The sequence below is a fragment of the Mesorhizobium sp. RCAM 06353 genome, from assembly GCF_059683585.1.
Genome location: NZ_CM185031.1, coordinates 5300738 through 5317957, shown reverse-complemented (window position 1 = coordinate 5317957; position 17220 = coordinate 5300738). Strand labels below are relative to the sequence as shown.

Below are 17220 nucleotides of genomic sequence, written 5' to 3'. Positions count from 1 at the left end.
ACATGATCAGAGAGGCTCAAGCATGGCGTTGAACAGGAACTACATCCTTCTCTTCCTGTTCAGCCTGGTGATGACGCTTTCGGGGCTGGCGTCCCTGCCGCCGATCGACCGCGACGAGTCGCGCTTCGTCCAGGCCACCAAGCAGATGGCGGAAAGCGGCGACTATGTCGACATCCGCTTTCAGGAGGCTTCGCGTTACCAGAAGCCGGTCGGCATCTACTGGCTGCAATCTGCCGCCGTGACGCTGAGCGGCAAGGGCGCCGAAGCCCCGATCTGGGTCTACCGCACGATCTCGGCACTCGGCATTGCCATTGCGGTGCTGGCGATCGCCTGGACGGGGACCAATCTTTTCGGCGCCAATGCCGGCATCGCCGCCGGCCTTGTCATGGCGGCCATCTTCGCTACGGCCTTCGAAGGCCGCGACGCCAAGACCGATGCGATGCTGCTGGCCTGCTGCGTGGCGGCGCAAGGCGCGCTGGCGCAGATTTATCTGGCATCGCGCCGCAACGAGCCGGTCGCCGGCCATCTCTGGTGGATTTTCTGGATCGCGCAAGGCGCGGCCATCCTGATCAAGGGGCCGATCGCGCCGCTTTTGTCGGCGCTGACCATCGCGGCGCTGTTCGCCTTCGAGCGCGATGGGCGCTGGCTGTCGAAGCTCAGGGTCGGACGTGGCCTGCTGCTGGTCGTGGTGATCGCGCTGCCCTGGCTCGCCGCGATCACCTGGAAAAGCCACGGCGCTTTCCTGCAGCAGGCGGTCGGCAAGGACATGCTCGGCAAGGTCGCCTCGGGCGAGGAATCGCACGGCCTGCCGCCCGGTTTCTACATGTTGACCTATTCGCTGTTCATGTGGCCGTTCGGGTTGATCGCGGTCGGCGCCGGTCTGCAGGCCCTCAATCGTCTGCGCGACGATGTCAGGCTGCGCTTTTGCCTCGCCTGGTACATCCCGTTCTGGCTGGTGTTCGAGCTCATCCCGACCAAGCTGCCGCATTATGTCCTGCCGGCCTATCCCGGCATGGCGCTGCTGATCGGCTGGCTGCTGACATTGCAGCCGGAGGATGCCAATGCGCCGCTGAAGCGCTGGCAGCAATGGTTGTGGTGGTCGACGGCCTTCGGCCTGGTCGTGGTCAGCCTCGGCCTGGCGGCGGTCTGCATCGGGGCGCCGATCTACATCACCCACACCTTCTCCTGGTGGAGCATTCCGGCCGCTGCAGCCGCACTCGGCACGGGCTACTTCGCTTTTTCGCGGCAGTTGCAGGTACCGCTGCCTCGCATCGGCGCCACCGCCGCCTGTGCCGGCATCACCTATGCCTTGCTGTTCGGCGTCATCGCCCCGTCGCTGAAGCCGATCTGGCTGAGCCCGGCGATCAAGCAGGCAGTGCTTGCCAACAAGCCTTGCGACACGACGGTGCTGGCTTCGGCGCGGTATCAGGAACCGAGCCTGGTGTTCCTGGTCGGCACCAAGACGGTGCTGACCGATGTCGGCGGCGTGGCGGAACATCTGCTTGCCGATCCGGCCTGCGCGTTGGGGCTGGCGCCGATCGAGGACGAGCAGAAACTGAATGGCATGCTGTCGGTTCGGGGCAAATCGGTGAACCGTGTCGCCGAGATCGACGGCCTCAACTATTCGTCGGGAGACAAACTATCGCTCGGCCTCTATCGTGTGGCCCCGTGACGGCTCGTCCATGACAGGGTCGAATTCCCAATGCTCGTGAAATCGCGCCCTTCAGTTTCCGGTCGGCTCCTTGGGGTAGGGCGCCGATCCCTAAGCAATTTTCGCGAGACCTCGCAGATCATCAGAAGGCGCTTTGCCGTTCGTCCCGCGCGTTACCCCAACATCGCATGGCCGGTTTGGGTCATGGTTTGGGTGTTGCTGACCGGGGCGGCATTCGTTCGCCTCGATACACCTGCAGGGATGGTTCATGGCCAATGGTCCGGAGCCCGCCTTGCCGAATTCCTGACCCAGTTCGCTCTCGGAGGCTGGTACCTGATCCCGTCAGCGCTTTTGCTCGTCGCGGCCAATCTGACCGATTGGCGCAGCCTTTCGCGGCGGCGGCTGATGCTGGTCTACAACTGGACCTGCCTGGCTTTCCTGGTGCTGAGTTCAGTTGGCCTGTCCGGTCTGCTGGTCAATGTGCTGAAATATGCGATCGGCCGGGCGCGCCCGCTCTACTTCCAGGATTTTGGCGTGCTCGCCCTGCATCCCTTCGCCTTTGACGCGCGCTTCGCCGGTTTTCCCTCAGGCCATGCCACGACGATGGGGGCGGTCTTCGGCGTTCTCCTGCTTTTGTTCCCGAGGCGTTGGTATATTGCCTTGGTGATCACCGCCTGTTTCGCCTCGACCAGGGTCTTCGTCGGCGCCCATTATCCCAGCGACACCGTTGCCGGCTTCGGCCTTGGCTGTGCGTTTGCACTCGTCTGCGGGCTGGTCTTTGCCCGGCTCGGCTTCATCTTCCGTCCGGCAGCATCGGGGTTGCCGGGTCGCAAGGCATCGTTCCGGCTGATTGCTCCGGAAAGATAAGCCGCTGCCGGATTAGTTGCTGTCCAGGCCGCCGTAGGACCGTACCAGGCGAACCATGTCGGATGCGTTGGCGACTTCGTTTTCGAGCCCTTGCGCGACGCCAACGCGGTCGGCGACGGGACGGTTCTGGCTGACCTTCCACTTGCCGTGAATTTCGCTGATCTCGATTTCCAGCCCGATGATACCCTTGATCTGCGACTGGATGAACGGCGCCGGCGCGTCGGTCACCGCCCAGGGGGCTTCGCGGGGGCCCTCCTGCGATAGGGTCAGGTCGGCGATCTGCTGCGCCAGCCAGTCCTGGTCATCGATAACCTTGGCGGTGCCGCGCACCTGCACGATGGCATAGTTCCAGGTCGGCACCACCTTGCCGGTCTCGCGCTTGGTCTCGTACCAGGACGGCGTCACATAGGCGTCGGTGCCCTGGAAGACGATCAGCCGGGGCGATGACGGGTTTTCCGCGATAAGTTTCCAGTGCGGGTTCGCCTTGGCCAGGTGAGCCCGCAGTCTGCCGTTCGGCGACGCTTCTGCGTCGAGCAGGAACGGAATGGCGTCGGCGACCGGGCCGTCAGGCCCGTTCGAGATCAGCATGCCGAGCGGATGCGCCCTGATCAGTCCATGCAGCACGTCAGGCCGCGTTTCCTGGAAATGGGGAGGCTCGTACATCGACGCTGGCGCCTTTCCCTGCTTATCTCAGCCGCTTCGGCCGCGGATCGGACAATTCGCCCGCCAGCCGGCGATCGAGATAGTCGGCGCATTCCTCGATCAGCAGATCGGCGTCGTTGGCGAAAAAGTGGTTGGCGCCGGGCAAGGTCTTCTGCGTGATGGTGATGCCCTTCTGCGTATGCAGCTTGTCGACCAGGCCTTGCACATCCTTCGGCGGCGCCACCTTGTCGGCATCGCCGTGGATGATCAGGCCCGATGACGGGCAGGGCGCCAGGAACGAGAAATCATAGGTGTTGGGCTGCGGCGCGATCGAGATGAAGCCTTCGATCTCGGGCCGGCGCATCAAAAGCTGCATGCCGATCCACGAGCCGAAGGAATAGCCGGCAACCCAGCAGCTCTTCGAATCCGGATGCAGAGACTGGACCCAGTCGAGTGCCGCCGCCGCGTCCGACAATTCGCCGGTGCCGTGATCGAATTCGCCCTGGCTGCGGCCGATGCCGCGGAAATTGAAGCGCAGCGTGGTGAAATCCCGCTTCTGGAACATGTAGAAGAGGTCGTAGACGATCTTGTTGTTCATCGTGCCGCCGAATTGCGGATGCGGGTGCAGCACAATGGCAATCGGCGCGCTCTTTTCCTTGGAAGGCTGGTAGCGTCCCTCCAGGCGACCGGCCGGACCGGTGAAAATGACCTCAGGCATGAAATACTCCACTTGGGTAATACGAATGCGCGGCGCCCGGAACGTGTCTTCCTCTGGCCTTGACGCAGGGCGAGCGTCTTCTTAGAAGCTAGTTTAGAACTGTTCAAAACTGAGTGGCCTGACGTCGAGCCCGGCCACCCGCGCCGCAAGCCGCGTAAATAGGACGGCTCGCCTTGGAATTTCAAGGAAATAACGCCATACGACAACCGAATGGCGTCTGACAGGATCAACTGGACGAAAATGGCCGCAAAACGCGCCTATCTCGACTACAATGCCAGTGCGCCGCTGCTCCCAGCGGCACGCGAGGCTATGGTCGCGGCGCTTGACGTGACCGCCAACCCGTCATCGGTTCATGCCGAAGGCCGCGCCGCGCGGCGCCTGATCGAGACGGCAAGGCGCGAGGTCGCGGCACTGGTGAATGCCAGGCCCGAACATGTCGTGTTCACCTCCGGTGCGACCGAGGCCGCCTCGACGCTGCTTTCACCCGATTGGCAGATGGGGCGCGGCAGCGTGCGCATGAGCCGGCTCTACGTCAGCGAGGCCGACCATCCCTGCCTGTTGAATGGCGGACGCTTCCCGGCAGCGCAGGTGACGCGCATCGGCGTCGATGCCGATGGCATTGCCGACCTGGTTGCTTTGGCGGCGGCGCTTGGCAATCATGACAAGGCCGATGGCCTGCCGCTGGTGGCAATCCATGCCGCCAACAACGAGACTGGCGTCATCCAGCCGATCGATCGGATCGCCGGGATCGTCAAGGCAGCCGGCGGCATTCTTGTCGTCGATGCGGTTCAGGCCGCGGGCCGCGTTTCGATCGACATGTCAGCGGGTTACGCCGACTATTTGATTCTGTCCTCACATAAGATAGGCGGCCCCAAGGGCGTCGGCGCCATCGTTGCCGCTGCCGATCTGATGATGCCGAAGCCGCTGATCAATGGCGGCGGCCAGGAAAAGGGCCATCGCGGGGGCACGGAAAACCTCGCCGCCATCGCCGGTTTTGGCGCTGCTGCACGCGAGGCGCTGGCCGGACTGCCGGAGGTCGATGCGGTGCGCAAGCGGCGCGACGCGATCGAAGCCATCGTGAAAATGCTGGTGCCGGAGGCGGAAATCTTTGGAGCCGGCGCGCCAAGGCTTGCCAACACGACATTCTTCGCTATTGCGGGCGTCAAGGCCGAAACCGCGCAGATCGCCTTCGATCTCGCCGGCGTGGCGCTGTCGGCCGGCTCCGCCTGTTCGTCGGGCAAGGTCGGGCCAAGCCACGTGCTGAAAGCCATGGGTTACGGCGACAGTCTTGGCGCCTTGCGTGTGTCGATCGGTTTGGCGACCGGCGCTGACGACATCGAGTTGTTCCGCACCGCGCTGGCAGGCATTGCCGCACGGCAAGCCGCCAGGGAAAAGGCGGATAGAGAAGAAGCCGCGTAGCGGTTGGACGATTTTGGGCCCTTCGGCCTGGTAGAGCCGTGCGTTTCATGCTGGCCGGGTGAATTTCCGGTCGAGACGCACTATATGGAACTTACGCTGCCGCGAGCGCTTCTTCGGCGTTCATTCCGGTGGTGCCATAGTTTGAAAACTGTCGGGCCTTGACCCCGGCGTGGATGGAGAACGCATATGCCTGCTGTGCAGGACACGATCGATCGGGTCCGAAAGATCGACGTCGACCAATACAAATACGGGTTCCAGACCGAGATCGCTGTCGACAAGGCCCCCAAGGGCCTGAGCGAAGACATCATCCGTTTCATTTCGGCCAAGAAGGATGAACCGTCCTGGATGCTGGAATGGCGCCTGGAAGCCTATCGGCGCTGGCTGACGCTGGAAGAGCCGACCTGGGCGCGCGTCCATTATCCGAAGATCGATTTCCAGGACATCTACTTCTATGCGGCGCCCAAGAGCACGCCGGGCCCGTCGTCGCTCAGCGACGTCGATCCCGAACTCTTGAAGGTCTACGAGAAGCTCGGCATTCCGCTGCGGGAACAGGAAATCCTCGCCGGCGTGCAGAAGACCGATGCCTCCGATCTCGAGGAGCCCAGCGACAACGTCTACAAGTCCGGCCGCGTCGCCGTCGACGCCGTGTTCGATTCCGTCTCCGTCGTCACCACCTTCAAGAAGGAGCTGGCGCAGTCCGGCGTCATCTTCTGCTCGATCTCGGAAGCCATCCGCGAGCATCCGGAGCTGGTGAAAAAGTATCTCGGCTCCGTGGTGCCGACCTCCGACAATTACTACGCGACGCTGAATTCGGCCGTCTTCACCGACGGCTCCTTCGTCTTCGTGCCCAAGGGCGTGCGCTGCCCGATGGAGCTGTCGACCTATTTCCGCATGAACGAGAAGAACACCGGCCAGTTCGAGCGCACGCTGATCATCGCCGAGGAGGGGGCTTACGTCTCCTATCTCGAAGGCTGCACGGCGCCGCAGCGCGACGAGAACCAGCTGCATGCGGCGGTCGTCGAACTGGTGGCGCTCGACGATGCCGAGATCAAATATTCGACGGTCCAGAACTGGTATCCCGGCGACGCCGAGGGCAAGGGCGGCATCTACAATTTCGTCACCAAGCGCGGCGACTGCCGTGGCGACCGTTCGAAGATCTCGTGGACGCAGGTCGAGACCGGCTCGGCGATCACCTGGAAGTACCCGAGTTGCATCCTGCGCGGCGACGATTCCCAGGGCGAGTTCTATTCAATCGCCGTGTCGAACGGTTATCAGCAGGTCGACAGCGGCACCAAGATGATCCATCTCGGCAAGAACACGTCGAGCCGCATCATTTCCAAGGGCATTGCCGCCGGCTTCTCGCAGAACACCTATCGCGGCCAGGTCTCGGCGCACCGCAAGGCGACCAACGCCCGCAACTTCACCAACTGTGACTCGCTTTTGATCGGCGACCAGTGCGGCGCGCACACCGTGCCATACATGGAGGCCAAGAACTCGACCGCGCAGTTCGAGCACGAGGCGACGACGTCGAAGATTTCCGAGGATCAGAAATTCTACGTCATGCAGCGCGGCATTCCCGAAGAGGAAGCGATCGCGCTGATCGTCAACGGCTTCGTCAAGGACGTCATCCAGCAGCTACCGATGGAGTTCGCCGTCGAGGCGCAGAAGCTGATCGGCATCTCGCTGGAAGGCTCGGTGGGGTGATCGTGTCGCAGTTCCGAAACATAGTTTCTGGATTGTTTGCTGGTCTCCTAGGCGGAGCCTCGCCTGTTTTGTCAACGGCACCGGCCTATGCGGTCGAAGAGAAAGAGGTGGGGAACGCTGACAGCCTTCTGCTTTCGATGTCCAAGGAGTTTCTTGAGAATTCCGGATTCGTATCAGGCCTTGGGCTGGATGGTTCGAAGCTCGATTATTCCGTCGAGAGCTTGAAGCAGATCGACACCGCCTTGCAGAAACTCCACGACGAGTTGCCGGACGAAACGGACGGAAAAGATCTGACAGCGGTTGCAGACAAGCAGCTGCAATTCGTCACGCTTAGCTTGGGTTCTTATGTAGGCGAGGTCCTGCGCAGAAACTTAAGGCAAAGTGCCAGATGGGAAGAATTCGAATCGCTTTCGGACGATGAAAGGCAACTGTTCGGAAATGAGAAGGAACTCGGAAACGCCTATTTCATTCGGTGGGCTGATGGAGTGGTTTTCCCTTTGAGCAAGGTGTTGAAGTTCATCAAGAACGGAGACGAGGACAGCGTCTATTTCTACGCGAGGGTGGTTCTCCAGGATACCAAGCAGGTCGATGGCGATGGCACCACAACTTCCCGTTAGCGAAATCTGGTTTGCCGTTCGCTGGCGGCGGCTTTGGGCGGTCCGTCGCGAGGGCAACATCGCGATGGCGAAATACGCCGGCGCGACCGTCATCTCGGCATTTGCCGGCATTCTTTTGGCAGCCTTTGCCAACCTCTACGTCGGCATCGCCGTCTTCGCAGGTTGCTTCGGCCTGTCCTTCTGGTGGTTCAAGGCGCTGCAGCGCAGCCACACCGACTATTCGATCACTTACGACGACTATTTCAGAGAAAAGAACAATGCTTGAAATCAGAAACCTCCATGCCCGCATCGTCGATGACGGCACCGAAATCATCCGCGGTCTGAACCTGACGGTGAAAGCCGGCGAGGTCGCCGCGATCATGGGCCCGAATGGCTCCGGCAAATCGACGCTGTCCTATATCCTCGCTGGCCGCGAGGACTATGAGGTCACCGAAGGCGACATCCTCTACAACGGCCAGTCGATCCTCGAAATGGATCCGGCGGAGCGCGCCACGTCAGGCATTTTCCTAGCCTTCCAGTATCCGATGGAGATACCGGGCGTGGCGACGATGGAGTTCCTGAAAGTGGCGATGAACGAGCAGCGCAAGGCGCGCGGCGAGGAGCCGCTGAAGATCCCGGAGTTTTTGAAGCGCGTGAAGGAAGCAGCCGCTTCGCTCAGCATGGACATGGCGATGCTGAAGCGGCCGCTCAATGTCGGCTTCTCCGGCGGCGAGAAGAAGCGCGCCGAGATCCTGCAGATGAAACTGCTGGAGCCGAAGCTGTGCGTGCTCGACGAGACCGATTCCGGCCTCGACATCGATGCGCTGAAGATTGTTTCCGACGGCGTCAACGCGCTGCGCGCGCCCGACCGGGCTTTCCTGGTCATCACCCACTACCAGCGCCTGCTCGAACACATCGTGCCTGATACAGTGCACGTGCTCTACAAGGGCCAGGTCATCAAGTCCGGCGACAAGTCGCTGGCGCTCGACCTCGAAGCCAATGGCTATGCCGGCGTGATCGGCGAAGCCGCGTGAGATGCCAGAAGGCAAGGTCAAACTGATGAATATGCACACACAACCGCAACGGACACCGGCCGAAACAGCGTTGATCGACGCGTTCGGCGACCGGCTGTCGCTGCTGCCGGGCGACGGCGCTGTGATGCTGAAGCGCGACGACGCGATCGAGGCGATCAAGCACGGCCTGCCGACGCGGCGCGTCGAATCCTGGCACTACACCGACCTGCGCCGGCTGTTGAACGCGGTGCCGGACTTCGATCCGTCAGCGGCGGCAAAAGCCGTTGCACCGATCGTCGAAGGCTCCGCTGTGTTGGCAATCCTGAACGGCAAGTCCGACGCGAAGACGCCTGATATCGAAGGCGTCACCGTGCAGCGCCTGTCGGAAAAGCTGACCGACGGCAGCATTGCGCCGGGCCTCGATCCGTATGGCAGCGATGATGCGATCGGCGCGCTGAACACCGCCTTCGTCGCCGACGGCTACTTTGTCGATATCGCCGATGGCAGGGAATTGGAAAAGCCGATCGAATTGCAGAATGTGCAGGCCGGCGGCCAGACCCATGTGCGCCTGCCGGTTCGCGTCGGCGCCGGCGCCAAGGCCGTTATCGTCGAGCGTCAGGCGGGTGATGGCGCTGCTCTGGTCAGTTCTGTCAGCCAGCTCGTGCTCGGCGAGGGCGCCGAGGTGACGTGGCTGATCGTCCAGGAGCAGCCGGAGACGGCGACGCATCTGGCGCAGTTCAAGGCCCATATCGGCAAGAATGCGAAGCTGACGCTGTTCGTCATGAATGCCGGCGGCAAGCTGGTGCGCCAGGAGATCATGGTCAGGACGACGGGTGAGGGCGCCGACTTCAAGCTGCGTGGCATCAACCTGCTCGCCGGCGATACCCACTCCGATGTGACCATGGTGCTCGACCACGCTGTGCCGCACACGACCTCCACCGAGATCATCCGCAACGTGGTGACCGGCAAGGCGCGCGGCGTCTTCCAGGGCCGCATCAATGTCCATCAATATGCGCAGAAGACCAACGCCAAGATGGCCTGCAACACGCTGCTGTTGTCGGACGATGGCGAGTTCTCGACCAAGCCCGAGCTCGAAATTTTCGCCGATGACGTCATCTGCGGCCATGGCGCGACAGTCACCGAGATCGACCACGATCATCTGTTCTACCTGATGGCGCGCGGCGTCGACGAGAAGAGCGCGCGGGGCTTGCTCGTCAAAGCGTTCGTCGCCGAGGTAATCGAGGAACTGGATGACGAGACGATCGTCGAGGCGCTGGAAGCGCGACTCGACGACTGGTTTGTGACGCACGGGTGAAATGATGAACGCTCCAGGCAAGATCGGAGATTTCTACGACGTCGAGGCGATCCGCCGCGACTTCCCGATCCTGTCGCGCGAAGTCTACGGCAAGCCGCTGGTCTATCTCGACAATGGCGCCTCGGCACAGAAGCCTCAGGTGGTGCTCGACACCATCCAGCACGCCTACAGCCAGGAATACGCCAACGTCCATCGCGGCCTGCATTTCCTGTCCAATGCCGCGACCGACGCTTATGAGAAGGCCCGTGAGACGGTGCGCCGCTTCCTCAATGCGCCGAGCACCGACAACATTGTCTTCACCTCCAACACCACCTCGGCGATCAACACCGTCGCCTATGGCTATGGCATGCCCAATATCGGCGAGGGCGACGAGATCGTGCTGTCGATCATGGAGCACCACTCCAACATCGTGCCCTGGCATTTCATCCGCGAGCGGCAGGGCGCCAAGCTGGTCTGGGTGCCCGTCGACGATCTCGGCGTCTTCCACATCGAGGAATTCGAGAAGCGCCTGACCGACCGCACCAAGCTTGTCGCCATCACGCAGATGTCGAATGCGCTGGGCACGGTGACGCCGATCAAGGAGATCGTGCGCATCGCCCATGCTCGCGGCATTCCCGTACTCGTCGACGGCAGCCAGAGCGCCGTGCATATGCCGATCGACGTGCAGGACCTCGACTGCGACTTCTTCGTCTTCACCGGCCACAAGGTCTACGGTCCTTCCGGCATCGGCGTGCTCTACGGCAAGAAGGACATTCTCGCCGGGATGCGCCCCTTCATGGGCGGCGGCGAGATGATCGAGGAGGTGACGGAAGACATCGTCACCTACAATGAGCCGCCGCATCGTTTCGAGGCCGGTACACCGCCGATCGTCCAGGCGATCGGGCTCGGCGCGGCACTCGACTATATGGAAAAGATCGGCCGCGAGCGCATTGCCGCACATGAGGAAGACCTCAAGACTTACGCGCATGAGCGGCTGCGCGCCATCAACTCGCTGCGCATCTTCGGCGATGCGCCGGGCAAGGGCGCCATCATCTCCTTCGAACTGCAAGGCATTCATGCCCATGACGTGTCGATGGTGATAGACAGGCAAGGCGTGGCGGTGCGCGCGGGCACCCATTGTGCCCAGCCGCTGTTGAAACGCTTTGGCGTAACCTCCACATGCAGGGCATCGTTCGGCATGTATAATACCAGGGCCGAAGTCGACGCTTTGGCCGAGGCGCTCGAAAAAGCGCGCAAATTCTTCGGGTGACGATCATGGATGACGCTAGCAACACCACCGAGGCCGCGCCGGAAGCGGCCATCAATCCGCTGGTTTCCGCTTCGGCCATTCCCGCCGACGAACTCGCGCGGCTGACCGACGACATCGTCTCGGCGCTGAAGACGGTCTATGATCCGGAAATTCCAGCGGACATCTACGAACTCGGCCTCATCTACAAGATCGACATCGAGGACAACCGCTCGGTCAAGATCGACATGACGTTGACCGCCCCTGGCTGCCCTGTGGCTGGCGAAATGCCGGGCTGGGTGGAGAATGCCGTTGGTGCCGTCGAAGGCGTCTCCGGCGTCGAGGTCAACATGACCTTCGATCCGCCCTGGTCCGCAGACCGCATGTCGGAAGAGGCGCAGGTCGCGGTGGGCTGGTACTAGGCAGGTAAAGGCTGGCGCACTTGCGCCAGGGGTAAAACTTCACCATTTTAGGTGAGGAATCATTCGGCAGGCCTTGAACCTGCATGGAATGGAGAAGGAAAAAGAATGGGACGCTTCGCCGTCATCACGATGACCGAAAAGGCCGCCGACCGGGTGCGCGAGATTGTGGCTACCCGTGACAGCGCGCACGGCATCCGCCTCGGCATCAAGAAGGGCGGCTGCGCCGGCATGGAATATACGGTCGACCTGGTGACCGAGCCCAACACCAAGGACGACCATATCGAGCGCGATGGCGCCCACGTCTATGTCGCCCCGGAGGCTGCCCTTTTCCTGTTCGGTACCGAGATGGATTTCGAGCAGACGACGCTGCGCACCGGCTTCACCTTCCACAACCCGAACCAGAGTTCGGCCTGCGGCTGCGGCGAATCCGTCGAGCTGAAGCCGGCCGATCTCAAGGCGTTGGCAGAGGCACGCGCCTCAGCCTGAGCCCCGGTCGAGCTTCCAAATCCACACCGAGCCCGTGACCGGATGGCCGTCGAACACGTGACCGTCACCATATCAATCCGGCCGCATCTGCCCGCCGACGATGCCGCACTGGCGCATCTTTTCGAAGAGATGCAGCGGCACTATCGGGTGCCGTGCCCGCCGTTCGAGACCATCGTTGCCGATCTTGCCGGTCTGCCGGCCGGCGTTGAGATCCTGGTCGCCGAAACGGACAGGATCATCGGTTTTGCCATCTGCTCGACGATCTATCCCGGACCCGGCCTGCGCACCGGCTTCTTCCTGAAAGAGCTTTTCGTCTCTGCGGCCTATCGCGGCAGCGGCGCCGGACGCCTGCTGATGCAGGCGCTGGCGCGGATCGCCCTGCAGCGCGGCCATGGCCGCGTCGACTGGACCGCCGACGGCGAAAATGAGCGGCTGCTGACCTTCTATGACGGCCTAGGCGGTACGAGGCAGCCGGACAAGGTTTTTTTTCGGCTGAGCGGCGATGCGTTCACGGCTTTGGCGAACGAGGAAGGCTGAGGTGGCAACTTAGCTGTTGGCGCAGAGGCCGGCTCACTCCACCCACATGCCCGTCCGCTTGTGCCAGTCGGCGATTGATTCTTCGGGGTAGACGTCGAACGCCTTGTCGCCCTTGCCGATATCGGGCTCGACCCAGTTCGCCTTGTATTTCAGCATCAGATGCACCTTTTCAGGTGGTCTCGGCAGGTCGCTATCGATCGCCGAAGCGAAGGGATGCACCAGCTCCGGCCAGGTCGGGTCGTAGAGCCAGAGCGCCGACCCGCACTTGCGGCAGAAATTGCGCTCGCCGGTCGAGACTTCGCAATGGGGATGCTCGTCGTCCTCGATCTCGGCGCGGTAGACGCCTAGGCTTCTCTTGCCCCTGATGTTCAGCGTTTCGTAGTCGGCGCCGAGATTGATGGCGAAACCGCCGCCGCCCTGCTGCTTGCGGCAGATCGAGCAGTAGCACAGCATGAACGGCACGGGCGTATGGCTTTCCACCTCGAAACGCACGGCGTTGCAGCGGCAGGATCCCTTGAGCAGAAGCGGCATGACAAAAACTCCGACGTAATGGTCTCAACCTGTCAGCATGATTTTGGTTGCGCGATGACAATGTCAAATGCCGGTGACATGATCGCCAAATGGACAATGAACGCATCGCCGAACTGTTCGCGGGGCTGGGCCCGGTCAGCATCCGCAGACTGTTCGGCGGCAAGGGCATCTATTTCGACGGCGTCATCGTCGCCATCGTGCTGCGCGGCGAATTGCTGCTGAAGGCCGACGAGCAAAGCGCCCCCGACTTCGAAGCCGCCGGCTGCAAGCAATGGACCTATACCGGCTCGCGCCACGGCAAGCTGGTCGCCATGCCCTATTGGAGCATTCCAGACAGCGCTTTTGACGATCCCGACGAGATGACGGTGTGGGCACGCCGCGCCTATGAGGCGGGGCGAAGGGCTGGGAAGTGACGCTGCATTTCGAGTCATGGCGGTGCCGAACTATTGGAAACGCCGAGGGACAGCACCCCCCTCTGGCCTGCCGGCCATCTCCCCCGCAAGGGGGGAGATCGGCAGCTTCAGCACCCCGCTAATTTTGCAACGTCGATGATTGGCGAAATCGGCGATGAAAGCTAATCTCCCCCTTGCGGGGGAGATGTCCGGCAGGACAGAGGGGGGTGCTGCCCCGCCGACGTCGGCTGCCCTACAGCGCCTTCGCAATCCGCGCCGCCAGCCGCGCATTGTTTTCGACCAGCGCGATGTTGGTCTTCAGGCTCCGGCCGCCGGTCAGTTCGAGGATTTTGCCCAGCAGGAACGGCGTGACCGCCTTGCCGGTCACGTTGAGCGCCTCGGCAGCCTTCTGCGCCGCCTCGATATAGCCGGCCATCTCTTCAGCCGGGATTTCGTGGTTCTCGGGCACCGGGTTGGCGATCAGCATGCCGCCACCCAGGCCCAGCGCAACCCTGGTCCGGTAGAAATGCGCGATCTCTTCCGGCTTGTGCAAGGTCAGCGGCGCGCGGAAGGGTGACTGCCGCGACCAGAAGGCCGGCATGGTCTCCGAGCCATGGCCCACCACGGGCACGCCGCGCGTTTCCAGAACCTCCAGCGTCTTTTCGATATCAAGGATGGCCTTGGCGCCGGCCGAGACGACGATGACCGGTGTGCGCGCCAACTCGTCGAGGTCGGCGGAGATATCAAAACTCTTTTCGGCGCCCTTGTGCACGCCGCCTATGCCGCCGGTGGCGAACACTTTTATCCCCACCATATGTGCCGCGATCATCGTGGCGGCGACTGTCGTGCCGCCAGTGCGCCCTTGCGCGACGGCAAAGCCGAGGTCGGCGCGTGACAGCTTCATGGCGTCACCGGTCATGGCCAGCGATTCGCGCTCGCCGTCGGAAAGGCCGATCTTGATGCGGCCGCCAACCACGGCGATCGTCGCCGGCACGGCACCGCCGTCGCTGATGATCTTCTCGACATTCGCCGCCATGGCGCCGTTGTCGGGATAGGGCATGCCATGGGTGATGATGGTGCTTTCCAACGCCACCACCGGCCGCCCGGCGGCCAGCGCCTGCGCCACCGGCGCGTGGATGTCGATGAAGGGGCGGGCGGTCTCTGGGGTCATCTGCATCTCCAACCGGAGTGCGGCGCATCGGTCTGGATACGCGCTTCACTCAGGCACTATGAATTTGCCGGTCTCATGCCACTTCCCTGGCCTCCGGCACAAGGGCCAGCGCTTCAGTGAAGCTTGCTGCGCTGAAATCGGGAACGGCGTCGGCGCTTTCGATGGCTAGCGTCGCCGCCGCGACGCCGTCGCGCAAGGCCTGGCGCAAAGGGATGCCGCGCAGCAAGGCCGCGATCGTTGCACCCGCCAGTGCGTCGCCGGCACCGGTGACATCGGCAACCCTCCTCGGCGGCGGCGGCAGGATCGAGAAGGCGCCTGCTTCGTCGAAACCCAGCACCGGTGCGCTGCCCGCCGTCACGATGCCGCTGGCAAGGCCACTGCATCGCAACCCGTCGATGAGATCTCGGTCGGCGGCATCGGCATGCACGCCGGCCAGCGCGATGGCCTCTCGCCGGTTCATGAACAGCTGAGCCAGCGCGCCGAGCACCGGTATCAGCCGGATCACCTTGGCCGGCGAAATGGCAATGGCGAATACAGGTTTGCCGGCGGCAAGCGAAACCAGCCGCTCCAACGCTGCCGACGGCAGATTGGCGTCGCACAGGACGGCATCGGCGGCACTGATCGCCTCGCGGACCTTGGAGCGCCTCATCTGCTTGGGGAACGCCAGATCGTATAGCGCCATATCGGCAAAGCCCACGATCAGTTCGCCCTCGCGGTCAATCAGCGCCGTATAGCTCGGCGTCGTGCGGTCGAGGAACACGGCCGACAGATCGGCAATGCCTGCTTCCGCTATGGCGCGTGAAACCGTGTCGCCCGCCGCATCGCCGCCCCGCATCGAAAGCAGTGAAGCCGAGGCGCCGCGCCGCACCGTGCTGCGCAGCGCGTTGAAGACGCCGCCGCCGACATCCTCGCGCATCGTGCCCGGATTGGACGCGGCCGGCACATAACCGCCGGACACCTGGCCACGCCGGTCGATATGAGCGCCGCCCACGGCCAGTATTTTCTTGGATTTCACCATGCCGGCGATATGACCTTTGTTATTCCAGTCGCACAAGCGCTAGGCTGTGCGACGGAGCTTCGCATGCAAGGCAGCGATTCGGCGGATCGAAACAAGGAAGCCGTCTGGCCCAATGCGAGGTGCCTTCCTGTTCGATGATTTGGTACGAAAAAAGAACAAATCCGGATATTGTTTGTTTTTCAGATATTTGATCCCTCTTGCCAAACGAGAACAAAAAAGGTACAAAATGGCAGGGATTACGGATTGTCCGGCGTTCATTGACGACCAAGGGGTGATGTATCATGGCTCAGAATTCTTTGCGGCTTGTAGAGGATAAGGCAGTGGACAAATCAAAGGCTCTGGATGCGGCGCTGTCGCAAATCGAGCGGGCGTTCGGCAAGGGCTCAATCATGCGGCTCGGCGCGAACGAGCAGGTCGTCGAGATCGAAACGGTGCCGACCGGCTCGCTCGGCCTCGACATCGCGCTTGGCGTCGGTGGCCTGCCGCGCGGCCGTATCATCGAGATCTACGGGCCGGAAAGCTCGGGCAAGACGACGCTGGCGCTGCACACCGTGGCCGAAGCCCAGAAGAAGGGCGGCATCTGCGCCTTCGTCGACGCCGAACATGCGCTCGATCCGGTCTATGCCCGCAAGCTTGGCGTCGACCTTGAAAACCTGCTGATCTCGCAGCCCGACACCGGCGAGCAGGCGCTGGAGATCTGCGACACGCTGGTGCGTTCCGGCGCCATCGACGTGCTGGTGGTCGATTCGGTGGCGGCGCTGACGCCGCGTGCCGAAATCGAAGGCGAGATGGGCGATTCGCTACCGGGCCTGCAGGCCCGTCTGATGAGCCAGGCGCTGCGCAAGCTGACCGCTTCGATCTCGCGCTCCAACACCATGGTCATCTTCATCAACCAGATTCGCATGAAGATCGGCGTCATGTTCGGCTCGCCCGAAACCACCACCGGCGGCAATGCGCTGAAATTCTACGCTTCGGTGCGTCTCGACATCCGCCGCATCGGCTCGGTCAAGGACCGCGACGAGGTCGTCGGCAACCAGACCCGCGTCAAGGTGGTCAAGAACAAGCTGGCGCCGCCCTTCAAGGTGGTCGAGTTCGACATCATGTATGGCGAGGGCGTGTCCAAGACCGGCGAACTGGTCGACCTCGGCGTCAAGGCCGGCGTGGTCGAGAAGTCGGGCGCCTGGTTCTCGTACAATTCGCAGCGTCTCGGCCAGGGCCGCGAAAATGCAAAACTGTTCCTGCGCGACAATCCCGATACCGCGCGCGAGATCGAACTGGCGCTGAGGCAGAATGCCGGGCTGATCGCCGAGAAATTCCTCGAGAATGGTGGCTCCGAGGGCAGTGGCGACGACGGTTTCGAGGACGAAGCCGGCGCGATGTAGGGCAATTGCCGGAGTTCGGCCATAATCCCGGTCTATGATCTGTGGCTTAAGTAACTGAGTTCTGTAGTATCGCGTTCAAAACCGCCGGCCTTCGTGCCGGCGGTTTTCGTTTTTGGGGGACGGCAAGCTCG

The 17220-nt window shown here is 62.5% G+C and carries 19 protein-coding genes; 14 read left to right on the top strand and 5 right to left on the bottom strand.

What is annotated here, in order from left to right:
- Nucleotides 1-22: 22 nt before the first annotated feature.
- Both AC56QX_RS25835 and AC56QX_RS25830 read left to right on the top strand, forming a co-directional pair.
- Nucleotides 23-1672 carry an ArnT family glycosyltransferase gene (locus tag AC56QX_RS25835; RefSeq protein WP_497111317.1) on the top strand — a complete coding sequence of 550 codons (1650 nt, stop codon included), beginning with the start codon at nt 23-25 and terminating at the stop codon, nt 1670-1672.
- A gap of 183 nt (nt 1673-1855) precedes the next feature.
- Nucleotides 1856-2518: a phosphatase PAP2 family protein gene (locus tag AC56QX_RS25830; RefSeq protein ID WP_497111315.1), complete on the top strand. Its 663-nt coding sequence runs from the start codon at nt 1856-1858 to the stop codon at nt 2516-2518.
- Between the two features lie 12 nt (nt 2519-2530).
- On the opposite strand, the gene AC56QX_RS25825 is transcribed toward AC56QX_RS25830, so the two are convergent.
- Nucleotides 2531-3181 (bottom strand): FMN-binding negative transcriptional regulator, encoded by a 651-nt coding sequence (locus AC56QX_RS25825; RefSeq protein ID WP_497111314.1) that lies wholly within the window; start codon nt 3179-3181, stop codon nt 2531-2533.
- Between the two features lie 22 nt (nt 3182-3203).
- The gene (locus AC56QX_RS25820; RefSeq protein WP_027042409.1) at nt 3204-3878 is read right to left on the bottom strand and encodes an alpha/beta hydrolase; all 675 of its coding nucleotides are present in this window, start codon (nt 3876-3878) and stop codon (nt 3204-3206) included.
- 240 nt (nt 3879-4118) lie between these two features.
- On the opposite strand from AC56QX_RS25820, the gene AC56QX_RS25815 reads away from it, so the two are divergent.
- The 10 genes from AC56QX_RS25815 (at nt 4119) to AC56QX_RS25770 (ending at nt 12595) form a co-directional block, all read left to right on the top strand.
- Nucleotides 4119-5297, top strand: coding sequence for a cysteine desulfurase family protein (locus AC56QX_RS25815; RefSeq protein ID WP_497117892.1), 1179 nt, complete (start codon nt 4119-4121; stop codon nt 5295-5297).
- Between the two features lie 186 nt (nt 5298-5483).
- Nucleotides 5484-7001 (top strand): Fe-S cluster assembly protein SufB, encoded by a 1518-nt coding sequence (gene sufB, locus AC56QX_RS25810; protein ID WP_497111313.1) that lies wholly within the window; start codon nt 5484-5486, stop codon nt 6999-7001.
- Entirely contained in the window at nt 6998-7618 is a 621-nt protein-coding gene (locus tag AC56QX_RS25805; RefSeq protein ID WP_497111312.1) for a hypothetical protein, read from the top strand. The genes sufB and AC56QX_RS25805 overlap by 4 nt, the downstream gene beginning before the upstream one ends.
- Nucleotides 7596-7883, top strand: coding sequence for a hypothetical protein (locus AC56QX_RS25800; RefSeq protein ID WP_497111311.1), 288 nt, complete (start codon nt 7596-7598; stop codon nt 7881-7883). The genes AC56QX_RS25805 and AC56QX_RS25800 overlap by 23 nt, the downstream gene beginning before the upstream one ends.
- Nucleotides 7876-8631 carry a Fe-S cluster assembly ATPase SufC gene (sufC, locus tag AC56QX_RS25795; RefSeq protein WP_023810312.1) on the top strand — a complete coding sequence of 252 codons (756 nt, stop codon included), beginning with the start codon at nt 7876-7878 and terminating at the stop codon, nt 8629-8631. Before AC56QX_RS25800 ends, sufC begins: the two co-directional genes overlap by 8 nt.
- A 25-nt stretch (nt 8632-8656) precedes the next feature.
- Nucleotides 8657-9925 (top strand): Fe-S cluster assembly protein SufD, encoded by a 1269-nt coding sequence (sufD, locus tag AC56QX_RS25790; RefSeq protein ID WP_497111310.1) that lies wholly within the window; start codon nt 8657-8659, stop codon nt 9923-9925.
- A gap of 4 nt (nt 9926-9929) precedes the next feature.
- Nucleotides 9930-11174, top strand: coding sequence for a cysteine desulfurase (locus tag AC56QX_RS25785; protein WP_183458589.1), 1245 nt, complete (start codon nt 9930-9932; stop codon nt 11172-11174).
- Nucleotides 11175-11179: 5 nt separating this feature from the next.
- Complete coding sequence (locus AC56QX_RS25780) at nt 11180-11572, top strand: SUF system Fe-S cluster assembly protein (RefSeq protein WP_497111309.1); 393 nt, start codon at nt 11180-11182, stop codon at nt 11570-11572.
- Between the two features lie 105 nt (nt 11573-11677).
- On the top strand, nt 11678-12058 hold the full coding sequence (gene sufA, locus AC56QX_RS25775) for a Fe-S cluster assembly scaffold SufA (RefSeq protein WP_027036998.1): 381 nt from the start codon (nt 11678-11680) through the stop codon (nt 12056-12058).
- Nucleotides 12059-12187: 129 nt separating this feature from the next.
- Nucleotides 12188-12595 carry a GNAT family N-acetyltransferase gene (locus AC56QX_RS25770; RefSeq protein WP_497117891.1) on the top strand — a complete coding sequence of 136 codons (408 nt, stop codon included), beginning with the start codon at nt 12188-12190 and terminating at the stop codon, nt 12593-12595.
- 33 nt (nt 12596-12628) lie between these two features.
- Here AC56QX_RS25770 and AC56QX_RS25765 read toward each other — a convergent pair whose 3' ends face one another.
- On the bottom strand, nt 12629-13126 hold the full coding sequence (locus AC56QX_RS25765; protein WP_497111308.1) for a GFA family protein: 498 nt from the start codon (nt 13124-13126) through the stop codon (nt 12629-12631).
- A gap of 89 nt (nt 13127-13215) precedes the next feature.
- Between AC56QX_RS25765 and AC56QX_RS25760 the strand changes: the two genes are divergently transcribed.
- On the top strand, nt 13216-13539 hold the full coding sequence (locus AC56QX_RS25760) for a TfoX/Sxy family protein (RefSeq protein ID WP_096445265.1): 324 nt from the start codon (nt 13216-13218) through the stop codon (nt 13537-13539).
- Between the two features lie 232 nt (nt 13540-13771).
- On the opposite strand, the gene AC56QX_RS25755 is transcribed toward AC56QX_RS25760, so the two are convergent.
- Both AC56QX_RS25755 and AC56QX_RS25750 read right to left on the bottom strand, forming a co-directional pair.
- Entirely contained in the window at nt 13772-14689 is a 918-nt protein-coding gene (locus AC56QX_RS25755; RefSeq protein ID WP_497111307.1) for a pseudouridine-5'-phosphate glycosidase, read from the bottom strand.
- A gap of 73 nt (nt 14690-14762) precedes the next feature.
- Nucleotides 14763-15707: a carbohydrate kinase family protein gene (locus AC56QX_RS25750; protein ID WP_497111306.1), complete on the bottom strand. Its 945-nt coding sequence runs from the start codon at nt 15705-15707 to the stop codon at nt 14763-14765.
- A gap of 281 nt (nt 15708-15988) precedes the next feature.
- Between AC56QX_RS25750 and recA the strand changes: the two genes are divergently transcribed.
- A complete protein-coding gene (gene recA, locus AC56QX_RS25745) occupies nt 15989-17089 on the top strand; it encodes a recombinase RecA (protein WP_027042422.1) in 1101 nt (366 codons plus the stop codon).
- The last annotated feature ends 131 nt before the right edge of the window (nt 17090-17220 follow it).

Excerpts from the sequence above, each read along its gene's own strand:
- AC56QX_RS25760 (WP_096445265.1), top strand. The coding sequence starts at position 13,216 with ATGGACAATGAACGCATCGCCGAACTGTTCGCGGGGCTGGGCCCGGTC.
- AC56QX_RS25835 (WP_497111317.1), top strand. The coding sequence starts at position 23 with ATGGCGTTGAACAGGAACTACATCCTTCTCTTCCTGTTCAGCCTGGTG.
- AC56QX_RS25765 (WP_497111308.1), bottom strand. The coding sequence starts at position 13,126 with ATGCCGCTTCTGCTCAAGGGATCCTGCCGCTGCAACGCCGTGCGTTTC.
- AC56QX_RS25755 (WP_497111307.1), bottom strand. The coding sequence starts at position 14,689 with ATGACCCCAGAGACCGCCCGCCCCTTCATCGACATCCACGCGCCGGTG.
- AC56QX_RS25825 (WP_497111314.1), bottom strand. The coding sequence starts at position 3,181 with ATGTACGAGCCTCCCCATTTCCAGGAAACGCGGCCTGACGTGCTGCAT.
- AC56QX_RS25800 (WP_497111311.1), top strand. The coding sequence starts at position 7,596 with ATGGCACCACAACTTCCCGTTAGCGAAATCTGGTTTGCCGTTCGCTGG.
- AC56QX_RS25815 (WP_497117892.1), top strand. The coding sequence starts at position 4,119 with ATGGCCGCAAAACGCGCCTATCTCGACTACAATGCCAGTGCGCCGCTG.
- sufD (WP_497111310.1), top strand. The coding sequence starts at position 8,657 with ATGAATATGCACACACAACCGCAACGGACACCGGCCGAAACAGCGTTG.
- AC56QX_RS25785 (WP_183458589.1), top strand. The coding sequence starts at position 9,930 with ATGAACGCTCCAGGCAAGATCGGAGATTTCTACGACGTCGAGGCGATC.
- recA (WP_027042422.1), top strand. The coding sequence starts at position 15,989 with ATGGCTCAGAATTCTTTGCGGCTTGTAGAGGATAAGGCAGTGGACAAA.
- AC56QX_RS25750 (WP_497111306.1), bottom strand. The coding sequence starts at position 15,707 with ATGGTGAAATCCAAGAAAATACTGGCCGTGGGCGGCGCTCATATCGAC.
- AC56QX_RS25770 (WP_497117891.1), top strand. The coding sequence starts at position 12,188 with ATGCAGCGGCACTATCGGGTGCCGTGCCCGCCGTTCGAGACCATCGTT.
- sufC (WP_023810312.1), top strand. The coding sequence starts at position 7,876 with ATGCTTGAAATCAGAAACCTCCATGCCCGCATCGTCGATGACGGCACC.
- AC56QX_RS25830 (WP_497111315.1), top strand. The coding sequence starts at position 1,856 with ATGGTTTGGGTGTTGCTGACCGGGGCGGCATTCGTTCGCCTCGATACA.
- sufA (WP_027036998.1), top strand. The coding sequence starts at position 11,678 with ATGGGACGCTTCGCCGTCATCACGATGACCGAAAAGGCCGCCGACCGG.
- AC56QX_RS25820 (WP_027042409.1), bottom strand. The coding sequence starts at position 3,878 with ATGCCTGAGGTCATTTTCACCGGTCCGGCCGGTCGCCTGGAGGGACGC.
- sufB (WP_497111313.1), top strand. The coding sequence starts at position 5,484 with ATGCCTGCTGTGCAGGACACGATCGATCGGGTCCGAAAGATCGACGTC.
- AC56QX_RS25780 (WP_497111309.1), top strand. The coding sequence starts at position 11,180 with ATGGATGACGCTAGCAACACCACCGAGGCCGCGCCGGAAGCGGCCATC.